This is a genomic window from Halorubrum sp. T3 (assembly GCF_000296615.1).
Lineage (GTDB): Archaea > Halobacteriota > Halobacteria > Halobacteriales > Haloferacaceae > Halorubrum > Halorubrum ruber.
Map to the genome: position 1 here is coordinate 87073 of NZ_JH815330.1, position 15945 is coordinate 103017.

The window sequence follows — 15945 nt, forward strand, 5'->3', positions numbered from 1 at the left end:
TCACAGCGACCGGATGAGACGGGCGACGACGACCGCGAGCGTGACGACGGTCCGCCACAGTCGGAGCCGTTCGAGCCGGTATTCGCGTGCGTCGGGGTCGACCGAGTCGTCGCCCTCGCCGTCCGGTTCGCGGTCGCGTTCGCAGGCCGCGTCACCGTCGGGTCGGTCGGGCGGCGGGTCGGTGGCTCGGTCCGGTTCCTCCCGAGGCCCCCGGTCGGATGCGTCGCGGTCGGTCCCGTCGTAGCTCGGCGGTCCCTCGCGGTCGGCCGCGTCGCACTCGGTCAGCTTCGGTTCGGCGTCGGTGTACTCGGTCAGCTTCGGTTCGGCGTCGGTGCGCTCGGTCGCCGGCAGTGGCTCGTCGATCATGTGGGCTCTCGGCCGCGATAGGCCGTACGCGATGATACGAGGTTAATTTATAAATAAACGAGCCGAACGCAAGGCGAAACTGAAACTCGTGCGAGCGGGCGGGTCCCTCACCGGCCGCCGCCCGTCGTTCGTCTCCCTCAGATCAGGGGCTCGACGAGCTCGCGCCCCTCTGCGAGCAGGTCGTCGACGGCGGCCTCGGAGTCGGCCTCGGCGTACACCCGGAGCTTCGGCTCGGTGCCCGAGGGGCGGACGAGCAGCCACGAGCCGCTTTCCAATAGGAGCTTGAACCCGTCGAGGGTGACGACCTTCGCGACGGGGGAGCCGCAGACGGACTCCGGAATGTGGTCTTCGAGCTCGTCGAGGACGCCTTCCTTCCGGTCGTCGGGGCAGTCGAGCGACACCTTCCCGGCCGCGATGCGCCCGTGCTCGTTGAGCAGGCGGTCGACGCGCGCGTCGAACGGCTCGGCGGCGTGGGTCGCGGCCGCGAGCAGCGCCATCAGCACGCCGTCCTTCTCGCGGACGTGGCCGCGGAGGGTGAACCCGCCCGACTCCTCGCCGCCGAACAGCGCGTCGTGTTCGCCCATCGCCTCGGCGACCCACTTGAAGCCGACCGGCGTCTCGTACACGTCTTCGCCGTGCGCCTCCGCGATGCGGTCGACGAGGAACGTCGTCGAGACGGTGCGGACCGCGGGCCCCGAGTCGGTCTCTAGGAGGCGGTCGTAGCAGGCGGCGTAGAAGAGGTTCGCGTCGAGGACGCCGCGCTCGGGCGTGACGACCGCGATCCGATCGGCGTCGCCGTCGTTCGCGATTCCGAGGTCGACGTCGCTGTCAGGGTTCGTGACGCGCTCGGCGAGCGCTTCGAGGTGTTCGGCCGACGGCTCGGGAGAGTCGCCGCCGAAGGTCACGTCGCGCTCGCAGCGCAGGCGGACGACCTCCGCGCCGGCCGACTCCAGCAGCGCGTCAGTGACGCCGCGCCCGCTCCCGTGCATCGCGTCGTACGCGACCGTGAGCCCGGAGAGGTCGAGCGCGTCGCCGGTGCCGGGGGCGGCGACGCGCCCCACGAGGTCGCGGGCGGCGTCCGCGTGGTCGCTCACGAGGTCGACGCGTTCGATCTCGCCGCGCTCGGCCTCGGGCAGGAGGTCCGGCTCCGCGAGGCGGTCGACGACGTCCTCGGTGACGTCCGGGAGTGCGGGCGCGCCGTCGTGCGGGATGAACTTCACGCCGTTGTACTCGGGCGGGTTGTGCGAGGCCGTGACCATACACGCGCCGGCGAGTCCGCGATCGACGATGGCGTACGCGATGACGGGCGTCGGCGCGTCGCGCTCGGGGAGGAGTACGTCGAAGCCGTTGCCGGCGAGCACCTCGGCGAGGCTCTCTGCGAACCCCTCCGAGGTCTCGCGGGCGTCGTACCCCACGGCGACCGGTTCGTCGTGGCCCGCCGCGTCGAGGTGGTCCGCGACCGCCTGTCCGACGATCCGCACGCGCTCGTCGGTGAAGGTGTCGAGCGTCGCCCGCCAGCCGTCCGTGCCGAAGGAGATCTGATCCATGTCGCCCACGTCGGCGGCGGGGACAATAATGCCCGGTGTCGCTCGCGAGGCTTGCGCGGCCAAATCGATAGCGGCTGTTTATAAATCAACTGCGGTGGCGCGTGCCGGTGAGCGCCCGAAGGGCGCGAATCGCACGCGCGAGGGAGTCGGCCGACCACAGGGAGGCCGACGAGGCTGGGGAGGTGTGAGGTGCTGTGCGGTCGCGGGGCGGGACTCAAAGGGGCAGTCGGGAGGACGCCGTAGGCGACGTAAGCACCGCAACGAGGAAGCGAACGAAGTGAGCGACCGAGTGAGGAGCGCAGCGAGCGTACGGCGTCCTCCCGACTGGGGCTTTGGAGGTAGTCGCCGTCGATCAGGAGGTGTCAGCGTATAGCCGAGCGGCTGGGGCTTTGGCGGTGTTCGCCGTCGATCTCTGGTCTCCCGCTTATAAACAATCGACTGGGATTTAAAAATACGAAACGCTCCCCAGCGCCGCTGACGAACCGCCGCCGATCAGAACTTCGTACCCGGACCGCTTCGATCGCCTCCGTTTTTATTACTCGCCCCCGAACCCGGATTATGACCCGAATCGCCGCCGTCTCCGGCAGTCGGAGCGCGGACAGCACCACGCGGGCCGCGCTCCGCGTCGCGCTCGACGCCGCGGGCGACGCCGGCGCGGAGACCGACCTGATCGACCTCGCCGCCGTCGACCTCCCGCTGTACCACCCCGACGAGGGCGCGCAGGGCGACAGTGAGGCCCTGAAACGACGCGTCCGCGAGGCCGACGGCGTCCTCGCCGGCACGCCCGTCTACCGCGGCTCCTACTCGTCGACGTTCAAGAACTTCCACGACTTCTGCGGCTCCGACGAGTACGAGAACACTGCGGTCGGCCTCCTCGCGACCGCGGGCGGCGGCTCCTACGGCGGGACGCTCGAACACCTCCGCTCGACGTTCCGGAACGTCCACGCGTGGACCGTCCCCCACGAGGTCGGGATCCAGGGCGCCTCCTCGAAGATCGAGACGGGGGCGACCGATCCGGACGCCGGCCCCCGGATTACCGACGAGGACCTCCGCCGCCGCACCGAGCGACTCGGGCGAATCGTCCTCGAACACGCCGAGCGGGTGCGGAAGTGAGGGTGGTGCTGGTCGCCGAGTACCGGCCGCGGTCGGCAGGGATTTCCCCCGCGAGACCGACCCTCCGCCGATGAGTCGCATCCGCCCGGCCGAACTGGACGAGCGCCTCGGCACCGACGACGAGCCGTTCCTGCTGGACATCCGCCCCGAGGCGGACTTCGAGGCCGGCGCGATCGACGGGAGCCGGAACGTGCCGGTGTACGACGAACTCCGCGGCGGCGACGACGCCGCGCTCCGCCGGCGGCTCGACGAGGTCCCCGACGACCGCGAGGTCGTCACCGTCTGTAAGATGGGGATCGTCGCCAAGCGCGCGACTCGCGTGCTCGACGACGCGGGCTACGAGGCGGCGACGCTCTCCGGCGGGATGAGCGGCTGGAACGGGTACGAGCGGGGATCGCTCGGCTACAAGATTCGGTCGCTGTGGTGGCGGCTCCGAGGGTGACGGCCGGCCGCGCGGAACCGGGGCAGTCGGGGGCCGCGACCCGCCGGGCTTTTGCCCGGCTCCCGTCTACGGCCCCCATGACCGAACCGGGTGACGACGACCGTGTCCGCTAACCGGAAGGGGGACCGCCGCGAGCGCGAGCTGGTGAACGCCTTGGACGAGGCGGGGTTCGCCGTGATGCGCGCGCCGGCGAGCGGCTCCGCCACGGAGCGGGAGCTCCCCGACGTGCTCGCGGGCGACGGCGAGACGTTCTACGCCATCGAGGCGAAGTCGAGCGCGGGCGACCCCATCTACCTCACCGGCGAGGAGGTGGAGGCGCTGCTCTTCTTCGCGCGGAACTTCGGCGCGAAGGCGCGGATCGCGGTCCGGTTCGACCGCGAGGACTGGTTCTTCTTCCACCCCGGCGACCTCTACACCACCGACGCCGGTTCCTACCGCGTCAAAAAGGAGAAAGCGCTCGCGGACGGCACCGACTTCCCCGAGTTCGTCGGCGAGACGGAGAAGGTCACGCTCGCGGAGGTCGGCGAGGGCGAGGGCGGCGACGACGCGGCCGCGACCGACCCGGAGACCGAGGAGCGCCGAACGATCTTAGAGGCCGTCCGCGACGGGCACATGCCGGTCGAGGACGCGATGGACGTGCTGTGACCGGCTCGGTGGCGAAGCCGCCGCGGCCCGCGACCCCCTCGCTTATCCCTCGCGGCGCCGAACCCTGCCACGAATGAGCGAGGACTTCGGCCTGCTCGAACCCGCGGACCAGCCCGGCGACGAGTGGGAGCAGCTCGACGTCTCCGACACCGAGTCCGACCGGATCGCCCGGCGGCAGGACCGCGAGTTCGACGAGTTCCGCAAGCGGATCAAAGACACCGAGCAGTTCAAGCTCCAGGAGTCGGTGTTCGACGACGCCACGCTGGCGGCCGTCTACAAGCTGGTCCAGGACGGCTACGTCGACGCCTTCGGCGGGCCGGTGTCGACGGGCAAGGAGGCGAGCGTCTTCGAGGCGCTCGGCGGGCAGGCGGGCGAGCGGCCGGAGCCGGGGTCGGAAGCGGCCCGCGGCGGCCCCGAGGGCGTCACGCCCGAGCGCGAAGTCGCGGTGAAGGTGTACCGGATCAACTCCTCGAACTTCCGGCAGATGCGCGACTACCTGGAGGGCGACCCGCGCTTCGAGGGGATCGCGAGCGACAAGAAGGCGGTCGTGCTGGCGTGGACGCGCAAGGAGTTCGCGAACCTCGAACGCGCGCGGAAGGCGGGCGTCCGGGTGCCCGAGCCGATCGCGGTCCAGCGCAACGTCCTCGTGATGGAGCTCGTGGGGCACGCGGAGGACCGCGCCCGGCGGCTGAGCGAGGTCGACGTGGAGAACCCCGAGACCGCCTACGAGGTCGTCCGCGAGTACATGCGCCGGCTCTACCGCGCCGGGCTGATCCACGGCGACCTCTCGGAGTACAACATGATCATCCACGAGGGCGAACTGGTGATCATCGACCTCGGGCAGGCGGTGACGGTCCACCACCCGAACGCCGGGGAGTTCCTGAAGCGCGACTGCGAGAACGTGGCGACCTTCTTCACGCGACAGGGGATCGACGTCGACCCCGACGACCTCCGGGCGTACGTGACGGAGCCGGAGCCGGACCCGACGGGGGAGCCGGAGGGGAAGTCGGGCGAGCCGGAGCGCGAATCTGACGGGCCGTCTGACGAGTAGATCGGAGCCGCGTCGCCCGAAAGCGGCCGGAGGACACCGTCACGCGGCCACACACCGCCCGCGGCGGAACACTCTTAAAAGGCTCCGCCGGGTACTCCGTGATATGCAACACGTGACGGTTCCGCAGGACCGTATCGGCGTCGTCATCGGCGCCGGCGGCGAGACGATGCGGGAGATCGAAGAGCGGGCGAACGTGCGGCTCGACATCGACTCGGAGTCGGGGAGCGTCGCCATCGAGGAGCGCGACGACCCCGTGGCGGCGATGGTCGCGCCTGACATCATCAAGGCGATCGGCCGCGGGTTCAAGCCGGAGACGGCGCTGTCGATCCTCGACCACGACCTCCGGACGCTCGACCTGATCGACCTCTCCGAGCACACCCGCAACGACAACGACCTCCAGCGCAAGAAGGGCCGGATCATCGGCGAGAACGGTCGGACTCGGGAGCTCATCGAGGAGCTGTCGGGCGCGAACGTCGTCGTCTACGGCTCGACCGTGGGCGCCGTCGGCCAGCCCGAGGAGCTCGAAGTGGTCCGGCGAGCCGTCGGGATGCTGCTCGACGGCGCCCCGCACGGCGCGGTGTACTCGTACCTAGAGCGCATGTCCAACGAGCTCGACGACGACGTGAGCTTCAACGCGCCGCAATAAGTGGTGTTCTGTGCTGGCGTCGCCGCCGTCGTTCGTTTATAAATCGTCGTTACTAGCGATGTGGTAAACGCCTCCAAAGCCCCAGCCGTGAGGCGGGCGCACGCTCGCTGCGTTCCTCGGTCGCTCACTTCGTTCGCTCCCTGCGGTACTTGCGTCGCCTGCGCCCGCCTCACGGCTGCCCCTTTGAGTCCCGCCCCGCACGGCAGCCTCACGCCTCCCCAGCCTCGTCGCTGGCACCCTCCGCTTCGCTCCGGGAGCCAGCGACTCCCTCGCGCGGTGCTGCTCGGCCGCAAAGCGGCCTCGCAGGCACGCGCCACCGCGGCTGTTTATAAACAATGTACGCCCAGCAGTTGATCTGGAGTTCTATATAAAGAACCGTGTGAACGCACCCCATACCGGCCGATACTCCCCCACCGTGTTGCGGTTTCGCACGACCCGAGCGAAGGGTTTATATAGAATCACAATCAATCAATGGCTGTAATGTCACAGCGTCAGCGGATGGGCAATCAGCCCATGATCGTACTTTCTGAAGAGTCGCAGCGTACCTCCGGAAAGGACGCGCAGAACATGAACATCACGGCCGGCAAGGCGGTCGCGGAGTCCGTCCGCACCACGCTCGGCCCGAAAGGGATGGACAAGATGCTCGTCGACTCCGGCGGGTCCGTCGTCGTCACGAACGACGGCGTCACCATCCTGAAGGAGATGGACATCGACCACCCGGCGGCCAACATGATCGTCGAGGTCTCCGAGACGCAGGAGGAGGAGGTCGGCGACGGCACCACCTCCGCGGTCGTGGTCGCCGGTGAGCTCCTCGATCAGGCCGAGGAGCTCCTCGACCAGGACATCCACGCGACGACCCTCGCGCAGGGGTACCGACAGGCCGCCGAGAAGGCCAAGGAGATCCTCGACGAGGAGGCCATCGACGTCTCCGCGGACGACCGCGACACGCTCGTCGAGATCGCCGAGACGGCGATGACCGGCAAGGGCGCCGAGAACTCCAAGGACCTCCTCGCCGAGCTCGTCGTCGACGCCGTCCTCGCGGTTCAGGACGACGATGGCATCGACACGGAGAACGTCTCCGTCGAGAAGGTCGTCGGCAGCTCCATCGACGAGTCCGAGCTCGTCGAGGGCGTCATCGTCGACAAGGAGCGCGTCGACGAGAACATGCCCTTCGCGGTCGAGGACGCCGACGTCGCGCTGTTCGACGGCGCCATCGAAGTGAAGGAGACGGAGATCGACGCCGAGGTCAACGTCACGGACCCCGACCAGCTCCAGCAGTTCCTCGACCAGGAGGAGGCGCAGCTCCGCGAGATGGTCGACCACCTCACCGACATCGGCGCCGATGTCGTCTTCGTCGGTGACGGCATCGACGACATGGCGCAGCACTACCTCGCGCAGGAGGGCATCCTCGCCGTCCGCCGCGCGAAGTCCGGCGACCTCAACCGCCTCGCCCGCGCGACCGGCGGCCGCGTCGTCTCCAACCTCGACGACATCGAGACGGACGACCTCGGCTTCGCCGGCTCCGTCGCCCAGAAGGACATCGGCGGCGACGAGCGCATCTTCGTCGAGGACGTCGAGGAGGCGAAGTCCGTCACGCTCATCCTCCGCGGCGGCACCGAACACGTCGTCGACGAGGTCGAGCGCGCCATCGACGACTCGCTCGGCGTCGTCCGCACGACGCTGCTCGACGGGCAGGTGCTGCCCGGCGGCGGCGCCCCCGAGGCCGAGCTGGCGCTGCAGCTCCGCGACTTCGCCGACTCCGTCGGCGGCCGCGAGCAGCTCGCCGTCGAGGCGTTCGCCGACGCATTAGAGGTCGTCCCGCGCACCCTCGCCGAGAACGCGGGTCTCGACCCCATCGACTCGCTGGTCGACCTCCGCTCCCGCCACGACGGCGGCGAGTTCGGCGCCGGTCTCGACGCCTACACGGGCGACGTGATCGACATGGAGGCCGAGGGCGTCGTGGAGCCGCTCCGCGTCAAGACCCAGGCCATCGAGTCCGCCACCGAGGCGGCCGTCATGATCCTCCGCATCGACGATGTCATCGCGGCCGGTGACCTCAAGGGCGGCGGCACGGACGACGGCGGCGACGACGGCGGCCCCGGCGGCGCGCCCGGCGGCATGGGCGGCGGCATGGGCGGCATGGGCGGGATGGGCGGCGCGATGTAAGCGTCCGATAGGACAACTACACTCACCCACGCCGACCGCAGTCGCTTCACCGAACCGTCCGCAGACCGACCGTCGCGCGCCCCTTCGGGCCCCGACGACACGCGATTTTTATGACGACCCGACCCGCGTAGCGTTCCGCTCGTCGTCCGACCGAACGTCCCGTTCGCCTCCGACCACGTGCCGCGTTACTACATCCCACATTCGGCTCGCGCGACACGAGGGTAACACCGGCGTAACCACCGGACGGCGGTGTCCGCGAGCGGTTAAGTGACTCCCGGCCCTCCGATCTCCCGACGAGGTTTTCACGTTTACCATGCCACAGCAGAAGGCCGACTACGCAGACGACACGGAGATCGACGCGGAACTAGACGAGCTTCCCGACGACGAGACCGTCGAGGAGACGGTCGCCAACTTAGAGGAGCGCGGCTTCGACGTGGTCGTCGTCGACGACACTGACGAGGCGCTGGAGGCCGTGAAGTCCCAGATCCCCGCCGGGGTCTCGGTGATGAACGGGCACTCGACGACGCTCGAAGAGATCGGGTTCGACGAGTTCCTGAGCGGGGGCGACCACGAGTGGGAGAGCCTCCCGGACCAGATCTGGGGCATCGACGACGACGCGGAGCGACAGACCGCGCGCCGCGAGTCGCAGACGGCCGACTACTTCCTCGGCGGCATCAACGCGGTCGCGCAGACGGGCGAGCTCGTCGCCGCCGACCTCTCCGGCAGCCGCATCGGCGCGTACCCGTTCGCCGCGGGCAACGTCGTCATCGTCACCGGGATCAACAAGATCGTTCCGACGCTCGACGACGCGCTCGACCGGCTGGAGTCGGTCGCGTACCCGCTTGAGAACGAGCGCGCCCAGGAGGCGTACGGCGTCGAGTCGTCGATCGCGAAGCAGCTCATCTACCGGCACGAGACTGAGGAGGGCCGGACGACGGTCGTCCTCGTGCGCGAGCAGCTCGGCTACTGAGGGGTTCGCGACACGCGCAAACGCGTCACAAACTGGCGCGTCACACGCCGACGCTCCACACGCTTTCTTTCCCCGTTCGCCGACCGCGAGCGGCGCCGCTCGCGGTTCCGGGGTCCCGAGACCGCAATCCGTTTTCCGCTCCTCTGAGAACCGCCGCGTAGGTCCCACCATGACGCCCGACCCAGCGGAGCTCTCGACGGACGCGTGTACCCTCCCCGACGGACGCACCCTCTCGTACGCGACCGGCGGCGACCCGGACGGGGTCCCGGTCGTCGTTCACCACGGCACCCCCGGATCGCGGCTGTTCGGAGCGCTGCTGTCGGCGCCCGCGAGCGAGGTCGGTGTTCGGTTCCTCGTCCCCGACCGCCCCGGCTACGGTCGCTCGTCGCCGCCGCCGGCCGAGTGGACGTGGAAAGACTGGCCGGCCGACCTCGGCGCGCTCCTCGACGCGGAATCGGTCGACCGGGCCGGCGCCCTCGGCTTCTCCGGCGGCGGCCCGTTCGCGCTCGCCGCCGCGAGCGACGACCGCATCGCTCGGGTCGGGCTGGTGAGCAGCGTCGTCCCCCCGGCCGAGAACGCCCTCGCGACGCTCGCGTCGGTCCCGTTCGCGCTGCGCGCCGTGTTCCGGATCTCCGACATGGTCGCGTCGATCTCCGGACCGAGCGCGGTCGTCTCGCAATACACGGACCGGTCCGTCTCCGACCCGGTCGCCGAGGCCGTGGCGGCCGACTTCCACGAGGCGCTCGACCGCGGCGCCCGGGCGGTCGAACGCGAGAACCGGGCGTTCGCGAGCGCGTCGCTCGACGCCGACTCGGTCGGTGTCCCGGTCCGCGCGTGGCACGGCACGAGCGACGAGAACACGCCGCTTCCGCCCGTGCGCTCGCTCGTCCAGGAGATGGACGGAACGCTGGAGATCGTCGATGCGGACCACCTCGGGACGCTGCTCGACTGTCGGCGAGCGGCGCTGGAGTGGGTCGGTCGGGAGGTATGACCGGGGTTCGAATCTCTCCCTCGGCACAGCACCGCCGCTCGCGGTTTTGCTCGCGGCGGTGACAGCGGGCCGGGAGGGATTCGAACCCCCGACCGTCCGGTTAAAAGCCGGACGCTCTCCCTAACTGAGCTACCGGCCCAGACGACTCCGGATAAGGTCAGCCGAGGGATAAACGTTTAGAACCGCGGCAGGGGTCGGCGCCGCCACCCGAAACGGTTTCCGACCCCCCGCCGTCGCCGCGAGCATGGCATTCGACATGCGCGCGTTCGCCGCCGAGCTCTGTCGGCACCGCTCGACCGCCGGCGAGGAGGCGGCCGCGGCCGCGTTCGTCGCGGAGCGACTCGCCGACCTCGGCTTCGAGACGTACGCCTGGGACGCCGACCCCGCCGTCCTCGCCGACCACCCCTCCTTCCCGGACGATCTCGACGCGGCGGCCGTCGAGGGGCGGCGCAGCGTCGCGGGCGTCCTCGAACTCGGCGGCGCGAGCGACGCCGCCATGCCCGACGACGATGGCGGCGACGACCCGGCCCCCACGCTCGTCTTGAACGGCCACCTCGACGTCGTCCCGGCCGAGCCGTCCGAGTGGTCGAGCGACCCCTTCGAGCCGGTCTGGCGCGACGACGCGGAGGGGGCCGCGTCCGCGGACGCCGACGGCGACGAGAACGGCGAGACCCTCACCGCCCGCGGTGCGGCCGACATGAAGTCGGGGCTGGCGGCCTGCGTCGGCGCCGCGGTGGACGTCCGCGAGGGGGTCGCGGACGGGTCGATCGACCTCCCGCCGTCCGGGCTCCGGCTCGTGGTCGAGGCCGTCGCGGGCGAGGAGGACGGCGGCTACGGCGCGGCGACCGCCGCGCTCGCGAACCCGTATCCCTTCGAGCGCGACGCGGCGATCGTCGCGGAGCCCACCGAACTGCGTCCCGTCGTCGCCTGCGAGGGGTCGCTCATGGCCCGCTTAGAGATCGACGGGCGGAGCGCGCACGCGGCCACCCGGTGGCGCGGCGAGGACGTGCTCCCGCGGTTCGAGGCGATCCGCGAGGCGTTCATGGAGCTGGAGACGGAGCGTAGCGAGTCGGTCTCGCACCCGCTGTACGGGGAGTTCCCGGTGCCGTGGCCGGTCGTCTGCGGCCGCGTCGAGGCCGGCTCGTGGGCGTCGACGGTGCCGGCGACGCTCGAAGCCGAGTTCCGAGTCGGCGTCGCGCCCGGCGAGACGGTCGACGAGGTGGAGGAGACGTTCCGCGAGCGGCTGGAGCGGGTCGCGGCCGACTCTTGGCTGCGCGACCACCCGCCCCGGTTCGAGCGGTTCTCGGTCCAGTTCGAGCCCGCCGAGATCGCCGTCGACGAGCCGGTCGTCGAGGCGGTCCGCGCCGGCCTCGTCGCGACCGGCCTCCCGGACGTCGAGCCGCGGGGGGCGACGTACGGCGCGGACTCGCGGCACTTCGTCGCGGCCGGGATCCCGGCGGTACTGTTCGGTCCGGGCACCATCGACGAGGCGCACTACCCGGACGAGACGATCGCGTGGGGCGAGGTGGTCCGAGCGCGGGCGGCGATCGCCGCGGCCGCGGAGCGGTTCGCGACCGGCTACGCGGCGTAGTCGATCGGCGGTTCTCAGTCTCCCCGGTCGTCCGCGAGGTACTCGTCGACCGCGTCGGCGACGATCTCGCCCGGCTCGACGTTCTCCATCGACGCGCGGCGACGCAGTTCCACGTACGTCTCGGGCGGGAGCCGGAGCTGGAGCCGGCCGAGCTCGACGCCCGCCTCGCGGACCGCGGCCTCGATGTCCGCCCCCTCGTTGACCGCGGAGGCGATGGCGCGCACCTCACGGACGGTGAGCTCGCCGTCGATCGCCGCCCACGCGAGCAGGTAGCGGTCCCGCCCGCCGAGCCGCGCGACGTGCTTGGCGGCGCTCGGCGCGATCCGCCCGTTGGCGACCTGCCTGCGGATCGCCTGCGGGAGGTCGTGGACCCGCGCCCACTTGCGGATGAACGCGACGGAGACGTCCTCGCCCGCCCGCTCTGCGGCCTCCTTGTACGAGCCGACGCCGCGGACGAGCGCCGCGCAGGCGGCGGCGCCGCGCAGCATGAGGACGTTGTCGCCGTCGCCGACGTCGCCGGCCGCGAAGCGGGCCACCGTCTCCGCGGCCTCGGCGACGCTGTCGGGGTCGTTCGGGTCGAACCCCACCGCGTCCGCGGCCCGGTCGCCCGTCACCGCCGGGTCCGACCGGACCACCGGCTCGCCGACGGGGGACTGCCGGTCAGCGCGTGACTCCTCGGTCATACCGCTTCCTTCGGGGCCGCGGATATAAACGCCGGGCACCGGGGCGGAACTCGCCAGCGCCTCGGAGCGCCGACGCCGAGCGTCGGATCTCTACTCCGCGGCCCGAGACGCGGCCTCGCCGTCGTCTCCGCCCTCTCCGTCGGCCCGTCGCGCGTACAGGACGTACGAGTACGCGACGGTGATCGCGGCGGTCGCGAGCGCCGGGCCGACGAGGAAGTACACCGCGTACTCGCCGACGAGGAGGCCGGCGACCGCGATCAGCGCCGAGAGCTTGAACAGCCGGGCGCCGAGCGCGTGGGTGCGGTCCCAGACGGCGTCGTCGCTGAGCGTCCACGGCGTCCGGATCCCGACGAACCAGTTCGGCTCGACGTGCGGGAGCAGCGTCCCGACGTAGTAGAACAGCGCGGCCCCGCCCGCCAGCGCGAGCGTCGTCACGTCGACCGCGTAGCCGAGGTTGACGGCGAGCACGGAGAGGTGGACGGCGACGAGGAACGCGGTGAGAACGACGACGAACCGGTCGTAGTGGACCCGGAACGCCGAGATATTTTCGCCCAAGGGGTCGATCCGCGGGAGCAGCGCGAACAGGCCGATCAGCCCGGCCGCGAGCCCCGGCACGAGCCACATCCCGAGGGTTCGGGAGAGCGTCCCCGTCGGCTCGCCGGCCGCGTCCCACCGCGTCACCATCCGCTCCGGGAGGTCCGGCGCGACCGCGAGGCTGGCGGCGGCGCCGACGGCGACGAGGAGGGCCGCGACGCCGAACCGGAGCCGCGTGGAGAGTCGAGGGTCGGAGGGCATGCGGCCGGGGACACGGTCCCCAGCGGTAAAAGCGTCTACCCGTGGGAGTCTCCCCCGCGGGACGCGGTGCGACGCAACCCTTACGCGTCGTGACCGCCAATCCGCGGGTATGACCGACGAACGCGACGACGACGGCCACGAGTTCTCCTCGGGGCAGGGCGTCGACGCCGACTACGACGCGTTCACGCTGGACCCGCCGGAGCTGGGCGAGGACCCGAGCCGCGTCGACCCCGTCGACTCCCGCGTGCTGACCGAGGAGCTTGACCGCCGGAACATCGGCAGCGAGGACGTCGACGTCGAGCAGCTGATCGACGTCGGCCTCTCGTACATGGGGATCAACCGCTTTGAGGAGGCGACGGAGACGTTCGAGCGCGCCGCCAACTTCGCCGAGGAGGACTCGCTTGCGGCCCAGGAGGCGTGGGTGAACAAGGGCGCCGCCCACGCCCAGCTGGAGGAGTTCGACCAGGCGATCGGCGCGTATCAGGAGGCGCTCCGCATCGACGAGGAGTCGGAGCACGCCGCGACCGCCGAGACGAACCTCGCGTACGCGCTCTGGGAGTCCGGCCGGAGCGAGCAGGCGCTCGAACACGCCGAGCGAGCCGTCGAAGCCGACCCGCGCTTCGCCGAGGCGTGGTACAACCGCGGGTTCCTGCTGGTCGAGCGCGGGCTCGCCGAGGACGCGGTCAAATGCTTCGACAACGCGATTCGGCTCGGCTACCGCGACGCGGGCGTCTTAGAGGAGAAGGCGCGGGCGCTCGAAGAGGCGGGCGAACACGAGCAGGCCGAGGAGGTCGCCGATCAGGCCGAGGAGCTCCGCCGCGAGACCGAAGAACAGATGATCGAAGAGCAGACCGGGCAGGCGCCCGGCCCCGGCGGGCAGGCTCCCCAGGGCGGCCGCGGCGGACAGGGCGGCGCCGGCGGCCCCGGGGGCCAGCCCGGCGGTCGCGGCGGACAGGGCGGTCGTCGCGGGGGGGACGGTGAGGCCGAAGGCCCGGAGCGAGAGCTTCAGGGCGAGGGGCCCGAGGGCTTCTGAATGCTCCTCCGCGAGCGCGAGACCGCCGAGGGCCGGCTCGTCTCCGTCTGCGACCCCGACTGCCTCGGCGAGACGTACGAGGACGGGCCGGTCACGCTCACCGTGAGCGAGGAGTTCTACGGCGGCGACGACGCCGTCGAGGCGACCGCCGAGGAGGTCGTCGCGGGGCTCCGGCGCGCGCAGGTCGCGAACATCGTCGGCACGGAGGCGGTCGGCGTCGCCGTCGAGGCCGGACTCGTCGACGAGGAGACGGTTCTGGAGTTCGACGGGACGCGGCACGCGCAGCTGCTCTGGCTGTGAGGGCGGTGCGGCGGCCGCTCGGGTATCGCCGGATTCCGAACCGGCTAAGGCCGCGCGCGACGAGGCGAACCCGATGAGACGACTCACGCGGAGCGAGCTGGCGTCGCGGGTCGGGCCCCGGCCGCCCTCGGACGCCTTCTGGCGGCGCGCGATCGACCGGGGAGCGGCCGCGCTCGCCGTCGGCGCGGACGCGGTCGACGGTGAGGCGGAGAGCGAAACGAGCGAGGAACCGCTCGCCACCGGCGACATCGTCGACGTCGGCGACCGCGCGTTCGTCGTCGTGGGCGCGGAGCGGACGGAGAGCGGCGGTCGAATCTATCGGATCGAACTCGTCGCCGACCGCGACGAGGGCTGAAGCGGCTCGAATTCGGTCGGTGGGGGCCGGATTACAGGTCCGCCACGTCCTCGATGGCGTCGGTGAGCTCTTTCACGCTCTCGACGGTGTGCTCGCCCATGTGGCCGATCCGGAACGTCTCCTCGCCGAGGTCGCCGTAGCCGTTCGAGAAGGCCATGTCGTACTTCTCGTTCACTTCCTCGATGGTCGCGGCCACGTCGATCCCCTGCGTGTTCTCGATGCAGGCGACCGTCTGCGACTCGTAGCCCGCCTCGGGGAACATCGCGAAGTGCTCGGCGGCCCAGTCGTGGACGTACTCGGTCATCTCGCGGTGGCGCTCGTCGCGGGCGCGGTGACCCTCGTCGAGCATGCGCTTCATCTGCTTGCGGTACGCTAACATGATGGGGATCGCGGGCGTGGAGTGGGTCTGGCCCTTCCGGTCGTAGTAGTCGATGGTGCGGCGGAAGCCGCCGTACCACGAGGAGTCGCCCTTCTCGACCTCGCGGTCGTAGGCGTCTTCGCTGACGACGCAGACGGCGAGTCCGGGGGGCATCGCGAACGCCTTCTGGGTGGACGCGAAGATCGCGTCGATCCCGTGGGCGTCGATGTCGACGTAGTCGCCGCCGAGCGAGGAGACGGCGTCGACGGCGAAGTAGGTGTCCGGGTACTCTTTGAGAACGTCGCCGATCTCCTCGACGGGGTTCCGGACGCCGGTCGAGGACTCGTTCATCACGCCAGCGACCATGTCGTACTCAGCGTCGGCGGTCTCGATCGCCTCGCGGACGTCCTCGGGCTTGACCGCCTCGCCCCACTCGTACTCCAGCCGGTCGACGTCCTTGCCGAGGCGCTCGGCGACGTTGGCGTAGCGCTCGCTGAAGGCGCCGCACGTCGGGACGAGGACGCGGTCGTCGACGAGGTTCAGCGTCGTCGCCTCCCAGAACTCCGTGCCGGAGCCGGTTAAGATTACGACCTCGTTGTCGGTGCCGAGGAACTCCTTCGTGTCCTCGACGATGGTCGTGTACAGGTCGGTCATCCGGTCCATCCGGTGGCCGAACATCGGCTCCGCCATCGCCTCGATGACGTCGTCGCGGACCTCCGTCGGGCCGGGGATGTACAGCGTCTTCTCGTCGTAGTCGTCGCGGTATTCGCGTTTCTTCGTCACGGGATCCACCTGTTGGATCGTACCGGGGCGCGTGAGGGTATGGACCTTGTGTTCCGTTCAAAAGGCGCGACCAGCTCGCCTTCGCTCCCGGAACGGCGCCGTCGCCCGGA

At 70.7% G+C, this 15945-nt stretch carries 17 protein-coding genes and 1 tRNA gene; 12 read left to right on the forward strand and 6 right to left on the reverse strand.

Annotation, left to right across the window (positions count from 1 at the left end; genetic code table 11):
• On the reverse strand, window positions 1-366 hold the full coding sequence (locus tag B378_RS0109510; RefSeq protein WP_017343567.1) for a hypothetical protein: 366 nt from the start codon (window positions 364-366) through the stop codon (window positions 1-3).
• A 137-nt stretch (window positions 367-503) separates the two neighbouring features.
• Entirely contained in the window at window positions 504-1913 is a 1410-nt protein-coding gene (locus B378_RS0109515) for a phosphoglucomutase/phosphomannomutase family protein (protein WP_017343568.1), read from the reverse strand.
• Window positions 1914-2471: 558 nt separating this feature from the next.
• Between B378_RS0109515 and B378_RS0109525 the strand changes: the two genes are divergently transcribed.
• The 8 genes from B378_RS0109525 (at window position 2472) to B378_RS16415 (ending at window position 9937) form a co-directional block, all read left to right on the forward strand.
• Window positions 2472-3026 (forward strand): NADPH-dependent FMN reductase, encoded by a 555-nt coding sequence (locus B378_RS0109525; RefSeq protein WP_017343569.1) that lies wholly within the window; start codon window positions 2472-2474, stop codon window positions 3024-3026.
• A gap of 70 nt (window positions 3027-3096) precedes the next feature.
• Window positions 3097-3468, forward strand: a complete 372-nt coding sequence (locus tag B378_RS0109530; protein ID WP_017343570.1) for a rhodanese-like domain-containing protein — start codon at window positions 3097-3099, stop codon at window positions 3466-3468.
• A 90-nt stretch (window positions 3469-3558) separates the two neighbouring features.
• Window positions 3559-4113, forward strand: coding sequence for a Holliday junction resolvase Hjc (gene hjc / locus B378_RS0109535; protein ID WP_017343571.1), 555 nt, complete (start codon window positions 3559-3561; stop codon window positions 4111-4113).
• A gap of 73 nt (window positions 4114-4186) precedes the next feature.
• Window positions 4187-5164, forward strand: coding sequence for a serine/threonine-protein kinase Rio1 (rio1, locus tag B378_RS0109540; RefSeq protein WP_017343572.1), 978 nt, complete (start codon window positions 4187-4189; stop codon window positions 5162-5164).
• 103 nt (window positions 5165-5267) lie between these two features.
• Window positions 5268-5810: a KH domain-containing protein gene (locus B378_RS0109545; RefSeq protein WP_017343573.1), complete on the forward strand. Its 543-nt coding sequence runs from the start codon at window positions 5268-5270 to the stop codon at window positions 5808-5810.
• A gap of 513 nt (window positions 5811-6323) precedes the next feature.
• Window positions 6324-7976 (forward strand): thermosome subunit alpha, encoded by a 1653-nt coding sequence (thsA, locus tag B378_RS0109550; protein ID WP_017343574.1) that lies wholly within the window; start codon window positions 6324-6326, stop codon window positions 7974-7976.
• Window positions 7977-8289: 313 nt separating this feature from the next.
• Window positions 8290-8946: a lactate utilization protein gene (locus B378_RS0109555; protein ID WP_017343575.1), complete on the forward strand. Its 657-nt coding sequence runs from the start codon at window positions 8290-8292 to the stop codon at window positions 8944-8946.
• A 169-nt stretch (window positions 8947-9115) separates the two neighbouring features.
• Entirely contained in the window at window positions 9116-9937 is an 822-nt protein-coding gene (locus tag B378_RS16415) for an alpha/beta fold hydrolase (protein WP_082224280.1), read from the forward strand.
• A 65-nt stretch (window positions 9938-10002) separates the two neighbouring features.
• On the opposite strand, the gene B378_RS0109570 is transcribed toward B378_RS16415, so the two are convergent.
• Window positions 10003-10076: transfer RNA gene (locus tag B378_RS0109570), tRNA-Lys, on the reverse strand.
• A gap of 105 nt (window positions 10077-10181) precedes the next feature.
• On the opposite strand from B378_RS0109570, the gene B378_RS0109575 reads away from it, so the two are divergent.
• Window positions 10182-11528, forward strand: coding sequence for a M20/M25/M40 family metallo-hydrolase (locus B378_RS0109575; protein ID WP_017343576.1), 1347 nt, complete (start codon window positions 10182-10184; stop codon window positions 11526-11528).
• 14 nt (window positions 11529-11542) lie between these two features.
• On the opposite strand, the gene B378_RS0109580 is transcribed toward B378_RS0109575, so the two are convergent.
• Both B378_RS0109580 and B378_RS0109585 read right to left on the reverse strand, forming a co-directional pair.
• Window positions 11543-12211, reverse strand: coding sequence for a hypothetical protein (locus B378_RS0109580; RefSeq protein WP_017343577.1), 669 nt, complete (start codon window positions 12209-12211; stop codon window positions 11543-11545).
• Window positions 12212-12301: 90 nt separating this feature from the next.
• Window positions 12302-13006, reverse strand: a complete 705-nt coding sequence (locus B378_RS0109585; protein ID WP_017343578.1) for an SdpI family protein — start codon at window positions 13004-13006, stop codon at window positions 12302-12304.
• Window positions 13007-13115: 109 nt separating this feature from the next.
• On the opposite strand from B378_RS0109585, the gene B378_RS0109590 reads away from it, so the two are divergent.
• From B378_RS0109590 to B378_RS0109600, 3 genes are all read left to right on the forward strand, one after another.
• On the forward strand, window positions 13116-14039 hold the full coding sequence (locus tag B378_RS0109590; RefSeq protein ID WP_017343579.1) for a tetratricopeptide repeat protein: 924 nt from the start codon (window positions 13116-13118) through the stop codon (window positions 14037-14039).
• On the forward strand, window positions 14040-14339 hold the full coding sequence (locus B378_RS0109595) for a DUF424 domain-containing protein (protein WP_017343580.1): 300 nt from the start codon (window positions 14040-14042) through the stop codon (window positions 14337-14339).
• A gap of 73 nt (window positions 14340-14412) precedes the next feature.
• Window positions 14413-14694, forward strand: coding sequence for a hypothetical protein (locus B378_RS0109600; protein WP_017343581.1), 282 nt, complete (start codon window positions 14413-14415; stop codon window positions 14692-14694).
• 31 nt (window positions 14695-14725) lie between these two features.
• Here the strand turns inward: B378_RS0109600 and B378_RS0109605 are convergent, their stop codons facing one another.
• Window positions 14726-15835 (reverse strand): alanine--glyoxylate aminotransferase family protein, encoded by a 1110-nt coding sequence (locus B378_RS0109605; protein WP_026046243.1) that lies wholly within the window; start codon window positions 15833-15835, stop codon window positions 14726-14728.
• Window positions 15836-15945: the final 110 nt, after the last annotated feature.